This window comes from Hyphomonas sp. CY54-11-8 (assembly GCF_000682735.1).
In the GTDB taxonomy this organism is placed as follows: domain Bacteria; phylum Pseudomonadota; class Alphaproteobacteria; order Caulobacterales; family Hyphomonadaceae; genus Hyphomonas.
On the sequence record NZ_AWFD01000013.1, the window covers coordinates 1 to 14,368 of the forward strand.

12 protein-coding genes and 2 pseudogenes are annotated in these 14,368 nt (G+C 59.1%); 12 read left to right on the forward strand and 2 right to left on the reverse strand.

Features of this window, described 5'->3' with window-relative positions; all coding sequences use genetic code 11:
• Positions 1–50: 50 nt before the first annotated feature.
• Positions 51–1,057 (forward strand): annotated as a pseudogene (locus tag HY17_RS10380) (IS3 family transposase); the annotation flags it as partial.
• Positions 1,058–1,142: 85 nt separating this feature from the next.
• Here the strand turns inward: HY17_RS10380 and HY17_RS10385 are convergent.
• Both HY17_RS10385 and HY17_RS10390 read right to left on the reverse strand, forming a co-directional pair.
• Positions 1,143–3,536 (reverse strand): serine/threonine-protein kinase, encoded by a 2,394-nt coding sequence (locus HY17_RS10385; protein ID WP_034766421.1) that lies wholly within the window; start codon positions 3,534–3,536, stop codon positions 1,143–1,145.
• A complete protein-coding gene (locus HY17_RS10390) occupies positions 3,514–4,095 on the reverse strand; it encodes a sigma-70 family RNA polymerase sigma factor (protein ID WP_034766422.1) in 582 nt (193 codons plus the stop codon). Before HY17_RS10390 ends, HY17_RS10385 begins: the two co-directional genes overlap by 23 nt.
• Positions 4,096–4,292: 197 nt before the next feature.
• Between HY17_RS10390 and HY17_RS10395 the strand changes: the two genes are divergently transcribed.
• The 11 genes and pseudogenes from HY17_RS10395 (at position 4,293) to HY17_RS20650 (ending at position 14,243) form a co-directional block, all read left to right on the forward strand.
• A complete protein-coding gene (locus tag HY17_RS10395; protein WP_034766423.1) occupies positions 4,293–4,739 on the forward strand; it encodes a hypothetical protein in 447 nt (148 codons plus the stop codon).
• Between the two features lie 89 nt (positions 4,740–4,828).
• A complete protein-coding gene (locus HY17_RS10400) occupies positions 4,829–5,380 on the forward strand; it encodes a hypothetical protein (protein WP_034766424.1) in 552 nt (183 codons plus the stop codon).
• Positions 5,381–5,383: 3 nt separating this feature from the next.
• Positions 5,384–7,054, forward strand: coding sequence for a zinc ribbon domain-containing protein (locus HY17_RS10405; protein ID WP_034766425.1), 1,671 nt, complete (start codon positions 5,384–5,386; stop codon positions 7,052–7,054).
• 5 nt (positions 7,055–7,059) lie between these two features.
• Positions 7,060–8,217 (forward strand): FHA domain-containing protein, encoded by a 1,158-nt coding sequence (locus HY17_RS10410; protein WP_175354491.1) that lies wholly within the window; start codon positions 7,060–7,062, stop codon positions 8,215–8,217.
• 4 nt (positions 8,218–8,221) lie between these two features.
• A pseudogene (locus tag HY17_RS20705) lies at positions 8,222–8,290 on the forward strand (zinc-ribbon domain-containing protein); the annotation flags it as partial.
• 6 nt (positions 8,291–8,296) lie between these two features.
• Positions 8,297–9,817 carry a serine/threonine-protein kinase gene (locus HY17_RS19425; RefSeq protein WP_233348747.1) on the forward strand — a complete coding sequence of 507 codons (1,521 nt, stop codon included), beginning with the start codon at positions 8,297–8,299 and terminating at the stop codon, positions 9,815–9,817.
• A 146-nt stretch (positions 9,818–9,963) separates the two neighbouring features.
• Positions 9,964–10,908: a C1 family peptidase gene (locus HY17_RS10420; RefSeq protein WP_034766428.1), complete on the forward strand. Its 945-nt coding sequence runs from the start codon at positions 9,964–9,966 to the stop codon at positions 10,906–10,908.
• Between the two features lie 59 nt (positions 10,909–10,967).
• Positions 10,968–12,032, forward strand: a complete 1,065-nt coding sequence (locus HY17_RS10425) for a hypothetical protein (RefSeq protein ID WP_139068911.1) — start codon at positions 10,968–10,970, stop codon at positions 12,030–12,032.
• A 232-nt stretch (positions 12,033–12,264) separates the two neighbouring features.
• Positions 12,265–12,969: an IS6 family transposase gene (locus tag HY17_RS10430; RefSeq protein WP_034766430.1), complete on the forward strand. Its 705-nt coding sequence runs from the start codon at positions 12,265–12,267 to the stop codon at positions 12,967–12,969.
• Positions 12,970–13,102: 133 nt separating this feature from the next.
• Entirely contained in the window at positions 13,103–13,669 is a 567-nt protein-coding gene (locus HY17_RS10435; RefSeq protein ID WP_233348748.1) for a hypothetical protein, read from the forward strand.
• Positions 13,670–13,724: 55 nt separating this feature from the next.
• On the forward strand, positions 13,725–14,243 hold the full coding sequence (locus HY17_RS20650; RefSeq protein ID WP_304412369.1) for a UGSC family (seleno)protein: 519 nt from the start codon (positions 13,725–13,727) through the stop codon (positions 14,241–14,243).
• The last annotated feature ends 125 nt before the right edge of the window (positions 14,244–14,368 follow it).

Consider the following 14,368-nt stretch of genomic DNA (forward strand, 5'->3'; position numbering starts at 1 on the left):
CCCTCCTTAAGTCAGGCAGCCTGAAGTCTCAAATTACCTGACGACGGACAGACGTATCGGACGCCCGCAAGCTGAAGACGTTGGAGACCGAGAACGCGCGGTTGAAGAAGCTGCTGGCTGACAGCATGCTCGACAACTCGATCCTGAAAGATTTGCTGGGAAAGAACTGACGACGCCCCAGTTGAAGCGGGCTGCGGCTCTGAAGGTGATTGATAAATACGATATCTCCCAGCGCCGCGCCTGCCGACTGGTCAGCGTCGATCCGAAGACTGTCCGGCGAGAGCCCGAACCAGACAACCCTGAGATCCGCGAACGCATGCGAGAGATCGCAGCGACACGTCGCCGGTTCGGCTATCGCCGGATCGAAGTGATGTTGGCACGAGAGGGTATCGTGATGAACCAGAAGAAGCTCAGACGCCTCTACAAGGAGGAAGGGTTGTCGGTGAAACGCAGGCGTGGCCGCAAGCGCGCGACTGGAACACGCGAACCGATGCCTGTTCCGGACGGTCCGTCGCAGCGCTGGAGCCTCGACTTCGTGTCCGATGTCTTTGGGCCGGCCCGGCGGTTCCGCATGCTGAACGTGATCGACGATTACACGCGCGAGTGCCTGGCACTGGTGGCGGACACATCGCTGTCAGGCGCCCGCGTGGCCCGTGAACTGGATCGCTGCATCCGTCTCTATGGCAGGCCCGAAACCATCGTCTCAGACAACGGGACGGAGCTGACCAGTCGCGCCATCCTCGAATGGCAGAACCAAACCGGCATCGCCTGGCACTATATCGCCCCGGGCAAACCGCAGCAGAACGGCTTCGTCGAAAGCTTCAACGGCAAGCTGCGTGATGAGTGCCTGAACGAAGAAGTGTTCGACAGCCTCGCTCATGCCCGCAAGATCCTCGGGCGTTGGCGACATGACTATAACCACCACCGGCCTCACTCATCGCTGGGCGGGCTGACGCCCGCAGCGCGCCGGTCGCTCGTGCATGTTGGGAGCGCCGCTCCCGACGCGCTCGCCACACCTCAAACCATGGACTATGAAAGGGCTAGACTCTCGAAATGAATGAGGGACGCGAGGGTCTCAGGTCAATCTGTGTACCGACGGTTCGAATATCGCTTTCGCCCCGCTGATAGCGCCAGCACAGGACCTATTCAGAGGGGCAACTATAATTTGCGATCTGTTGGGAGACTTCTGGGATCCAGACATCCCGTTCCACATTGGTCAGGGCTTTAGCGGTGTTTAATAAGGTCAGCTGACCCATTGACTCGTGGAGCGCATCGCAGGCTTTGGAGTGGAGGCCGAAACCTTGGTACACAACAGCTGCAGTTTTCAGCGTGCCGGCGAGATCTCTCCGGTGTCCGGCAGTGTCCGGGAAATCTGCAATCACTCGGCGGCGAATATCCAGCGCCTCCATAATGGCTGACAGTGCCGCGTCACGGTCTCCGAATTCGGATTCGACCCTGCCGTCCATTTCAAGCTGTGTGGCGAGAAAAGCCCGGGAGGCAGCGTCCTTCGGATCTCCCTCTCGAAGAGTTTCCGCGATCCGGACCGCTTCCTTGCTCGTTTGCAGCGCCTCGTCGCCTTTTCCGGCTTTCAGGTAAGACATTACCAGCGGGTTGAGCGCTGTCATTTTCTGGAGATTGTAATAATAACCGGCTGTGTTCTCTGCAAGGATCTCGTCATAGGCCTCCACGGCATATTCGAGCGGCGGGATGGAGTCTTCCCAGTGCTGGGTATCTGAAAGTCCTTCACCCTCCAGCCGGGCGAAATAGGCGAGCCGGGATAGACGGCGGCGTGGTTTTTCTTCGTATTCGCTCGCGGCCAGTTCGTCCCGATAGCGCCGGGCTTCGGCGATGGCTGTCTCATAGTCGTTCTGGTACATCAGGATCTTCACCCGGTCAGCTCGCGAGTTCCAGAGCCGGAAGAAGAGCTTCGTCTCGTCAGCACCCGGCAGGGTCATGCCGCGTTCGACCAGGGCCAGCCCCTCCTCATTGGTTCGGCGGGCCGCGTCCATGTCGAGCTGGTAGCTCATCTCCTGATTGGCTTTCAGCCGTTTCACCCAGGCCATTTCGTCGATTGCATGCACATCATCCGGTGACCGTTCGAGTAGACGGTTGAGAGCCTCTTCCGCTTTCAGCAACAGCGCAAAAGAGGTTTCTGTATCGCCGAAATTCGCCACACCCAGCCCGCCATACAAGTCAGACAAGCGGGTGTTCTGAACGGCCACGTCCATGAGGACGTCATCGGGTGCATTCGGATCGGCAGCGAGCTCGTCCACATAGTCTCTCACGATACCCGCAAGGTTTTCCCGCGCCTCCAGCGAGCCGGGAATGTGTTCGATTGCGTCATAGACATCGGTAATGAAGACTTTGCTGAGGCCCCGAGCCTGTTCGAAGCGCGCCGCTGCGTAGTGCCGGGCCTGCTCTGCGCGATTGTATTCATGCAGTGTAATGCCCAGCGCTCCGATGAGGCCGACCAGCGCCAGCGTGCCAAGTGTCATTGCCAGGCGGTTCCGTGACAGGAATTTTCTGAATTTATAAAGTGATCCGCCCGCGCGGGCCTCGACGGGATACCCGGTCCGCAAGTTTGTCAGGTCTTCGATCAGGGCGTCGACCGAGGCGTAGCGCTCTTCCATATTGTCGGCAGCGGCCCGCGCGATGATGGCGGCGACATCCGCGTTCGGCGGATGGTTCTGTACCAGCGCTTCGAGCAGTTTTCCGAGCGAATATATGTCCGACAAGGTATTAGCCGGGGCACCCTGTGCGCGTTCCGGTGCGCCATATCCGGGCGTAAAACTGAGCGAAGCGAGGGACTTTGTTGAAGGCGGCGCTTCGCTTACCTCGGCGAGTTCGTCGGAATGAGGCTTCGCGATACCGAAGTCAATCAGCTTCACGGTGCCGGACTTCGTAACCAGGACATTCGAGGGCGTAATGTCACGATGCACGATCAGGTTCTGGTGCGCGTGGCGGACGGCGGTGCATATGTCCCGGAACAGCCAGAGCCGGTCGTCCAGTCCGAGCCCGGCGGTATCAGCCCACTCGGTGATCGGTTCACCATCGACATATTCCATGACGAAATACGGCGATCCGTCTGGCAGGGCGCCGCCGTCGAATAGGCGGGCGATGTTCGGATGCGAAAGATCGGCGAGGATCTGCCGCTCGCGCTCGAAGCGGGCGATCAGGCTATCGCTCAGCACGCCGGGCCGGATAATCTTGATGGCAGCGATCTGCTTGAAGTCGCCGCTGTCCCGCTCGCCCTTGTAGACCGCGCCCATGCCCCCCCGGCCGATCATGCCCGTGATTTTGTAAGGGCCCGCGCGGTCGGGCGGCGGCGCGTCGCCGGCGTCCCGCTTGGCGCCCCCTGTCCTGAGCGCGGCGTTGACGGACCCGTCTGCCTCAAGCAGTGCCAGCACACGGCTGACCAGCGCAGCATTGTCGCCAGCCTGCTTGCGTACCCAGTCTTCCCTGTCTGTGCTCGGCTGCTCCAATGCGTCTGTCAGAAGCTTCAGTGCCTGCTGTTCAAGCGTATCCGCTTCCGACATCCACTTCCTCCGTCATGGCGTCCAGCAACCAAGCGCGTGCCACGCGCCATTGCCGTTTCACGGTCGACTCCGAGGCGCCGACGACTTCCGCAACCTCCTGCAGGCTCATCCCACCGAAATACCGCAGTTCAACGATCTCCGCCTTGTCCGGATCAATCACGCCGAGGCGGATCAGGGATTTTTCCAGCAGGTCCATGTCGAAACGCTGCGATACGCCTTCCACGCGAGTGACCAAGGTCACTTTGTGGTGGTAGCGCTTGTCCGAATTCTTCTTTCGCGCATGGTCTATCAGGATACGCCGCATGGCGCGTGCGGACAGGGCGAGGAAGTGGCTCTTGTCGGTCCACTCTATCTGTTCAAGCTTGATCAAGCGCAGAACGGCTTCATTGACCAGGTCCCCGGTCGACAGGGAATTGTTTCGTTCCGCCCGTAGCAAGGCGGCCGAAACCTGCCGCAACTCGACATAGAGCAGATTGAACAAGGCGTCGCGGGCCTGGGTGTCGCCGTTGCGCCAAGCCTGCAGAAGTTGTTTTGCGTCGATGGAATTTGGCTGTTCCATGCGTCTCCCTCGGCCAGAGACTAGCCATAGTTGCTACAGGAGCACAAGCGGATACGCCGTTTGGGGGAATGGTTTCAGACGCGCTGACCCTTTTTACGGCAGGATCGCGCCTTTCATAATGACGGACACCTTTTGGGGCTCGCAGGCGCATTGTCCAGCGTGCCGGCGCCGTTGTGAGCTTTCGAAAGGGCTTCAAAATGAGAAAAGCATTCACACTGTTCCCGCTGCTGGTCGTGCCAGTCCTGATCTACAACCTGATCGCTTTCTCGGCGGGTGGGGAAACTGCTGCGGGACTACCTCCGGTGCTTGCGCGTCTGGATGCTGTTTTCTTCGAGATGCCCATGATCTCAGGGGTCAGCTGGCGCTTCGAGGTGAGCGACACGCTCCTGTTTCTCGGCCTTGGCGTATTGTTCGTGGAGATCGTGAAATCAACCAGTACCAGGTCAGCGGCGATCGCGAACCACGCCGCATCCATGTTCCTGTTGGTATTCTGTATGATCGAATTCCTGATGATGCGGAACTTTGCGACGGCAACCTTCTTCTTGCTGACCATGATGTGCTTCCTGGATGTCCTGGCCGGCGTGATGGTCACGATTGTCTCGGCGCGGCGGGACTTCGGCGTCAACGGCGAAATCGCCCATTGAGCCCTGGAAAATAATTTGTGGGGTGCGTGACCCGTTCCCCGGATCCCCTGCGCCTTCTTCTGCAGACACCCTGATCTGAGGAAACCATAATGTCCGAGACGCTGAACCAGATACCGCCGGATGCCTGGCCGCTGATCGACCTGTTGTTCAACCTGACAATGGCGGCAACGGGGGTCTGGTTGGCGATCACGGTCTTCGTCCTGTGGCGCCGGGCCTCATCGAACCTCACCCCGGTCAATGCGGCCGAGAAAAGCCGGAAGGCTCAGCCCGATTTCCTGAAGGTCGACAAGAAGGCCCGCGCCAAAGCGCTGGAACGGGGCGAAGCCTTCGATAAGGAACTGGAACGGCGCGAGCGCGAGGCGGCGCGGGCAGAAGCGCACCGCAAGCGCGGGCCCGTCACGCTTGGCCAGCATTTGGCCCGCTTTGTCAGTTTTTTCATGTCCCTGTTTACGCTCGCCACAATGATTTTCGGCGCGATCTTCCAGGTCACGCGCATGGGCGAGATGATGAAGGAATACTCCACGGCCGAACGTATCATGGCCGTTATCCAGAGTCATCCGATCTCGTTCACGGTCGCAACACTTGTGATCGGGTTTCAGGTTTACCGCTTTATTTCCGAACGCAACTGGCAGGAGGGCTGATCCATGGCCTCGCAACCGCTCGTACTCACCGATCCGAACCTCCTGGCTGAATTCGTCCGGGAGACGGAGTTCAAGGCATTCTTCGAGAAGCGCTTTGCCACACCGCCCGATCTCGCTGCGCTCCTGTTTCGCAATGGCGAGCTTATCAACTCGTTCAAGGGCGCGCACTTCTCCGTCGGCGGACTGGCCAATGCCATCAAGGGCGTCGTGGGCGGATCGACCCATATCGCGCTGATGCTGGCGGACCTTAAACCGTTCCAGGTTCAGATCCCGGTCACAGCGATGTCCAAGGACCATGTCGAAATTGCTGGTACAGCGACACTTGAGCTGCAGCTGGACCCGGACAAGCCTTCCAACATCCTTGGCCTCATGGGCGGGGTTTCACGTCAGCAGTTCGATCCGGAAATGGGTGATTTCCCGATCACCGGCCGCAAGGCGCTGTCGCGCATCGATGTGGTCGACCGGATCGCGCCGCACTTCGCAGACCGGGTCATGGAAGCCGTCATTGGCAGAATGGAAGCTGCCGACATCCGGGGAGAGACTGGCCTGCAGGACAAGATACAGGCCGACATGATGCAGGAAGCCGAGCGCATTTGCGGGGACATCGGTATCATGGTCCGGGCGGTCTCGGTACAGTGGGCCCTGAATGCCGTCGAACGGGAAGAATTCGAGCGTGCCCAGGTCGCGCGCCAGCAGGAAGCGCTCGACTACCAGCTGGAGCTGCTGAAGCGGGAAGTCGCCCGGCAGTCCGAGGCGACCGAGGTCAAGGTCACGGCGAATGTCGACCTGGCAAAGCTTGAAAATGCCAGTGAGGACGAACTTGCCCACATGGTGTTGGAAAGCGAGGTCAACTTCCTGGATGCCCGGGAAGCGGCCACAAGGCGCCAGGAAATGCAGGCGCTGGCACATGAGATTGAGGTGCTGCGGACCGAACGCGCCGCCAAGATGGAAAACCAGCTTGCCGAAGCCTCACACCTGACGGATCTGACCAAAGAAGCGGGCCATCTGCGGGAGACTGAACGCAATATAGAACTGCTCGATGCCCAGCATGTCGCCGAGATGAAGAAGGTAGGTGTCCTGACTGATATTGAACTCCATGAACGAAAGGAGCGTATTGAGCTGGATCTTGCCCGGGTTGCCGCCGAGCAGTCAGCCAAGAACCTCAGCACTTTGATGGAGTTGGAATCGGGTGTGAAGGACCGCGACGCCGAACGCGACATCAAAAAAGGGAATGCCAGCAGCGCCAACCGGATTGCAGAGTCCAAGGCAGATGCCGACAGCCGTGTCGCTCAGCTGCAGGCGGGCGCGCGCATGACGCCTGAGCAGATCCTCGCGATCAATGCAGGGCTTTCCGCCGATGTGGCGGATGTCCTCAAGGAGCAGGCCCGGGCATCGTCCACGGTAGGTGATAACGCCATGGAGTCCATGCGTGAATTGATCAAGGGCGCTGCGGAAGAGCGCGAAGCCAGCCGGGCGCACGAACTGAATATCCTCAAGGCCGGAATGACCGGCGCAACAGGTGTTGCCCATGGCGCCGGCGGAAAGTCCGGCAGGGACGATGTGTCGTCCGACATGGATGTCGCATCAGCCAAGGTGGAGTGCCCGGAGTGCGGCCGCGTCCTGCCGGCAAAGGCGAACTTCTGCACCGGCTGTGGCCACAAGATGCGGACCTGATGTTGATGACGGCTGCATCCTCTTCCGTTTTGCCCCGGCGTACCCAGGCGGTGTGTTGCTACACCTCCGCCATGGACAAGGATGCCACTTATTGCGGTGAGTGCGGAAAGCCGTTGATCCGTTGCATGGCGGCAGAAGAATGTGGCGGTCTGCTGGATGACCAGGGGCTTTGTACCGTGTGCGTTGCGCCTCAACTGATGATCGCGCCTGGGGCTCTGACCGCAGCCAAGGTCGGCAGCGCGATCGCCTTGCCGATATCTATTGCGAACCGTTCGGCGATTGAACGCCCGCTCTTCGTGACCAGGCTCTGGAGCCGGGAAGCTGCAGGAGCGTGGCGTGAAGAACATCTGGGCTGGGAGCGATTGGATGCAGGGCAGGCACGCCCGGTGACTGTCACGGCGAGTCAGCTGACACGGGCAGGGGCACACAACATCGAGATACTTGTCGCCGTTTCCAGTCGCTGGCGCTGGCGGGAAGAGAGCTATGCCTTTTCCGCTGACCTGAGGCTGACGGTCGAAGGTGACGAAGAAAAGTCCGGGCCAGTCGTCACGATTGGCGGGGAATCTGCCGGACATGGCAACACGATCTACATTTCGGGACAGGGCGACAAGCGCGAGGTTCTTCAGGCAACAACGGAAGCGATTGAGCTTGAACTGGTGCGGGCCGAGCGGGAAGAGCGGAGGCTGGGATTGCGGGGGCTCAGCGAAACGCTCTGGATTCCTAAAAACACAAAAATGGTCTGGCGCGGATTTCCGAAGGAGGACACGCCGCCGGACGGTCCCATTCTGACGCCGGACGGAATTCTTGCGGTGGGACGCACGCGGAGCCGCCGGAGTGGTGGCCCGGGGGATGTGAGGCTGCTGGCGGAGACGCCGGATGGTGGGATCGACGAACATGCCAGCCGCCTCATTTCCCGGCGTCATTTCGAGCTCTACATCGAATGCAACCGCCTCATTCTTCGTGTCAACGGAAGTGGGGGTGTACGGATCAACGGTGAGGCCTATGGGACGGGTAAGGAAATCGCCCTTCGTGACGGCGACCGCATCGAGCCGTTGGTCAAGGTGGACGGGGCGCTTGCCCTGACCGTCAGGTTTCAGGTCGAACACGGATCCGTCGCCGAAGTGACCATTACGCGTGTTCCGAGCCTAAAAAAGGGAGGGTGAGACATTGGACCAGTGCCCGAAATGCAATGCCGCCCTGGAACCCGACGCCCGGTTCTGCCCGGAATGCGGGACAGCGATTGTGCCCGTACCCCAACCGGCTGTTGCGGCTGCGGCGTCTGTCACTTCCCTGATGACAATGGGCGGGCTCGAAACGCTTGACGAGACGCAGACCCAGTCCGACGGAGCCTCGCATGCTCCGGCGCTGGAGCCGGGAACCGTCTTCGCAGATCGCTACGAAATCGATGAGATCGTGGGGCGCGGCGGCATGGGGGTTGTCTACAAGGCAAAGGATAAGCTTGCCGAAAAGACAGTTGCGCTGAAGCTGATCCGCCCTGAACGACTGGGGGGCGCGAACGCCGTCAAGCGTCTGATATCGGAGGGCATTACCGCACGCGACATCCGGCATCCGAATATCGTTGCGGTTTACGATGTCGGGGAGGCGGGCGGACAGCCCTTCGTCTCGATGGAATACCTCGGCGGCCAGTCTCTGAGGTCCTGGCACCGGGAGAAAGTGCAGCAGCGCGACGACGTTCCGCTCCGCGTCGCCGCGCGCATAATAGCAGAGACACTCGACGGCCTGAAAGCGGCGCATGATGCTGGCGTGATCCACCGTGACCTGAAGCCGGAAAACATTATCCTGATGGATACACCGACCGAGCAGGCAGCGCCGCTGAAGATCCTCGATTTCGGCATCGCGCGGGCGGCAGGCGACCGGCTGGAAAGCGGTACCGGTACAGGGCTCGGCACGCCGCGTTACATGGCGCCGGAACAGATGACCAATCCCGATACTGCAGGCCCGCCTGCAGACCTCTATTCTGTGTCGGTCCTGTTCTATGAGTTGCTGGTGGATGTCCTGCCGCAGGGACATTGGCAGCCACCCTCGGGCGGTCGGTCGGATGTTCCCCAAGGAATCGATACGTTGATCGAAAGAGGGCTTTCCAACCGTCCGGCCAACCGACCGCAAACGGCGCAGGACTATCGCAAGGCGCTGGTCGACGCAGTGAACCTGACCACGACGGTGCGCAAGAGTGACACGGATGGACCAAACCCGCCTCCGAACAAGGCGTTGCTGTGGGGCGGCATCGCAGCAGCAGCGATTCTTGGCGTGGTGGTCATCGCTACATTGATCCCGGATGACGGCGGAGGTGGAGACCCAGATTCCTGTGCCGGGCTTTCCGGGGAGGAATATCAAGCCTGTATGGGATACCCGATCCCCGATCCGGTACCGGACCCTACGCCTGTTCCGACACCAACACCCACGCCGACACCAAGGCCTCGGGCCAATCCCTATGCCAGTCTCAGCGGGCAATGGAATGACGGGTATGGCGCAGTCTACTCAATGCAGGTCGGCGCAAACGGGCAATTCAGCGGCTCGGGCTATGCCATGGACGGGGCGGCTCTGCAGTTGAGTGGTAGCTTTTCCGGCAGCAGCGGGACTTACACAGTCGTTGCGCCCGCCATGGGGATGTCGCTGAACGGCAGGATGGAATGGGACCGGGGCTGTCACATCAACTATCAGACCTATGACCCATACGGACAATATATCCTTCAGCAGGGGCAGATGCACGTGAACCATATGCCTGGGGACCCATGCCCATGAACGACCAGTCAGAAAAGCCGACCCACGGAGCCGGATACCCGACCCATTGCTGGAATTGCAGCTACCCGCTTGGGGTGTGGAGTTTCGAATGCCCCGGGTGCGGCGCCAACAATACACCTCTTTCATCGCATAATGGAGGACAGGCCATGTCCAATAGCTGGAACAACTATAGTCTGGGCGGATGCCTGTTCGAGGAGACACCAAAGCCCGCGCCTCTCCTTGCCGCGCCGTCAGTGACCCTACCCGAGCGGATCGATTTACGGATCCATTGTTCACCGGTCGAAGACCAGCTGACGACCAATTCCTGCGTGGCCAATGCCGTCATCGGTGCGCTGGAGCTGCACCAGAAGAAGGCAGGCCTACCGTTGACAGACCTTTCACGTCTGTTTGTCTACTACAATGCGCGCAGCCTGTCCGGCTCGGAGGGGCAGGATACGGGCAGCTTCATCCACCATGGCATGGCCGCCATCCTCGCCTTTGGGGCCTGCGAAGCCCGGTTGTGGCCTTTCGAGAAGGCGATGGTGACAGTTCAGCCGCCCGCGAACTGCTACCAGAATGCTTCGCAATACGAGGCCGTTCAATACGCACGCACGCCGCGCGGCGTGCCGGCACTCACAGTGCTTGCGCAAGGTCTGCCTGTGGTCTTTGGCATGTTCGCGCCGGGGGAGTATTACCAGATCGCCGCCCAGACCGGCGTGATGCCAAAGCCTGATCAAGTGGTCACGACCCAGCCTCCATCCGGGCATGCCATGCTCATCGTTGGGTACGACCTAGTCGACAAAACATATCTTATCCGAAACAGCTGGAGCGAAAAATGGGCGGATCGTGGCTATTTCCGCATCCCGTTCGAAACCATGGATGCCTGGACTAAGACAGAAGACTTCTGGACAATCGGTGCGATCGAGCAGGCGCAAGGGTTCAAGCTGACCGGGCCAAGCATGATCGACTCCATGAAGGGGGTCGGGGTGACGCCGGAGCTGCTCGAGGCGGGAGGAAGCCGACTGGACCGATTACGATCAGACTTGCGCTCGCGCCTGTCGAGTGACCTGGAATCCGCTAAACGCGATTTCAGAAGCCGGTTGCGGGACTAGAAGGCATTCAGGAGGTGGGGATGTGCAAGGTAGCCGGAGCTTTTCTGAGGGCCAGCCTCTTGCTGGCTCTGGTGTTCACCGCGATGGCGGGGTGTACCACGAATTATGGTGCACGCGCAGTGGCGCCCTCCGGCTACCAATATCATTACGCGATTGCACAGTCGCAGGATGAACAACTCCTACTGAACATCGTCCGCCTCCGGTATCGGGACACGATCGTGTTCATGGACATCGGTAGCGTCACAACGCAGCGCCAGTATGTGGCTGGTGTATCTGCTGAGAACATGCTTCCGTTCAAAGGACTGAAAGAGGGATCAACCCTGCTGATCCCGGGGGCGACGTATAGCGAAACGCCAACCGTCAGCTATGCCCCGCTGAAGGGAAGCGAGTTCGCTCGGAACCTGCTTTCGCCGATTTCCGCCGAGACAATCGTCCTGCTCGCCAATTCCGGCTGGAGCATCGAGCGGTTGCTCGCCTGCTGCGTTCAGCGGCTGGGTGGCCTAGCAAACGGACCGCGAGCGTCCGGGCCGACCCCTTCAGAATTGCCGGACAATTCGGATTTCCGTGAGGCGGCCAGCATCCTCCGCAAGATCCAGCGGGAGGAACGAGTCTACGTCGAATACCATGTCATCGACGGCGAAGAAGGGGCTGAGACCTATCTGGTGATCGATGCACAGGAGGGGGCTGAATGCAGCCGGCTTGAGACTCTCTTGTCTGCAACGGATTGTCTCATGCAGTTCCGCCTGGTTGAACGCAAGGACGAGTTCGGAGCCCGCGAGCTGCTGGCGAAAACCAGAACGGTGCTCGGTGCGCTCTATACTTTGTCTCATGCTGTGGCTGTCCCGCCGGAACATACCTCGGCCGGTTTCGTCACCATCAGTGAAATGCAGTCTGCAAGGACAGCCAATTGGAATGAGTTTCTAGCCCATCAGTTCAGTGTCAAAAGTGGCCGCGGAAATCCGGATGGGGCTTTTGTTAAAGTCCATTATCGTGGCCACTGGTTCTGGATCGACGATGCTGACCTAGAGTCGAAAACGACATTCAGCCTGGTGTCATTCCTGCTGTCTCTGCAGTCGGCAGAAAGCGATGGCGCTTCCCCATTGCTGACGCTCAGTGCCGGGTGATAAGGAGCGATCCGCTGGCAGGCCTTGTCAGGGGAACCGGTCTTGAGGCGTCCGATCCTGGCGTTTAGCCTCGGAAAATGACAAAATCGCCGTTCCGCTACTTCAAGACGTCGCCCGGGCATTGTCAGCGGAACTGAGCTTGAGGCAGCCAATCCTGGCGCATAAGCTCGAAAAATGGCATTGTCAGCGGAACCGGGGTTGAGTAGGTGATTTCGGGGCGTAGCGTCAGAAAATGACAAGATCACCGTTCCGCTACTTCAAGACGTCGCCCGAAATCATCCAGCTTGCGGTGATGATGTACATCAGATTTCCGCTGTCATTGAGGAATGTTGAAGATCTGCTCCATGAACGCGGCATCGATATCTGCCATGAAACGGTTCGTCACTGGGTGGACCGCTTTGGCACTTACTTTGCCCAAAAGATACGGAAGCGTCGTTCGGAAAGAATGAGACAATCGCCGCAATGGCAGTGGCACCTGGACGAAGTCTTTGTAAAGATCCGTGGGAAGACTCACTATTTGTGGCGTGCCGTTGACCATGAGGGCGAAGTTCTGGAGTCCTTCGTTACGAAAACTCGGGACAAGGCTTCGGCATTGAAATTCCTCAAGAAAGCAATGAAGCGGTATGGTAATCCGCATGTCGTGGTGACGGATAGATGCCCGTCCTATCGGGCCGCCATGAAAGTTATTGGGAACGAAGGCCGCCAAGAAACAGGGCGCCATCTCAATAACCGCGCCGAAAACTCACACTTGCCAATCCGACGAAGAGAACGCGCCATGTCCCGTTTCCGGCGCATGCGAAGTTTGCAGAAATTCGTCTCAATCCATTCGTCTGTATACAATCACTTCAACTTCGAAAGGCACATCAACACCAGAATCCGGTTCAAACAGAAACGAGACACCGCTCTTCGCGAATGGCGGGCGCTTCTCGTCGCTTAAGACCGGCTGGTTCGCGAAAAGCGGAGACTGTTTCGAGTTTGTCTGACAGCACCGCCGTGCGCTTCGTCTGATCATTGGTAATGTGGGAGGAGGAAAGCTTGGCGGGGTTGAACGCTCCACGCTTGGCAATCCCATGAAATACACGATGTGCTTTGCTGAGAATGAAGAACGTTCCCCCTGGCCACCGCTTCACGTGGAGCGCGGTTTTGAAAAAGAGGATTCGGTGGTTACGGTTTTCGCCATGACGGGCGGGCCTGTGCATATTGTCGACCAGGAATCGCGCAAGCCTGATCAGGTCGCCGGCTCGATCGGAATGGGCATGGAGGGAGTGTTTCTCCCGAAAGTCCGCAACTTGCCGATAGACGCGCTACTCGTCGTCTGTCCCGAACATATTGATACGCTGATTTGCGAAGGGGACTATCCTAAGGATCGACTACGCGCCCGAATCCAGGAGGTGACCAGACGCCCCCTGAGCGAGATGGTGGCCGATGAGATATCCGGTGCAGGCATTCCCCAGAAAACGGCCGAAAAAATGGGGCCGCAGAAACTTGAGACTCTCGTGGGCAAGTTTGCGGGGCCGGAATACATCCATATTGTCGTTGCCGGCTCGGATGCCGGCAAGTTTAGCTCTGTTTTCCATGGATGGGCGACGGGCGAAATCGGCTCACAATCTGTGTCGCGTAAGATCGATTTGGGCTAGAGACTTGGTTGGGAAAGAGTATGATCAGTAAGAGGAAGTAAGAGAAGGGTACGATATGACAACAATCCTCGATCCCACTGACGAGCGCAAACCGGTTGTGCGCCAGATCACTCCGCGGAGCGGTGCGCTCACCGGCACGGTTGCATTGCTCGATATCCGCAAGCCGCGCGGCGATGTGTTATTGGACGAAATCGAACGCCAGCTCGCATCTGTGGCGCCGGGCGTTGCGATAAAGCGGTATTCGAAGCCAACCTTCACAAAGCCGTGCCCGGATGACCTACGCCGGGAAATTGCGAGCAAAGTGGATTACGTCGTCGAAGCGCTGGCTGATTGAGGTTCCTGTACGACGTGCAGTTTGCACGACACAGTCTGGTTTGAAATCCAGGGAATCCCAGCAGTCTCCGTCGCTTCGTCAGAGTTCGAAGAAGCCGCCAATTTTCAGCGCAGCGCGCTTGGAATGGAAGACGCGCGCTACGTGCTTGTTCCGCATCCCATTCAGGATGCCACAGACGAAGAAATGCGCACCAAGGCGCAGCAGGCGATCTCATCGATCATTGATGCACTAACGGTATGATCGCCGTTTCTTCGTGCAACGCGGATGACCGCCATTGGGGATTGTCAACGGAACTGGCCTTGAGATGATGCATTCTGGAGCTTAGGCTCCAGAGAAGGGTCAGAACCCATTCCGATATTTCAAGA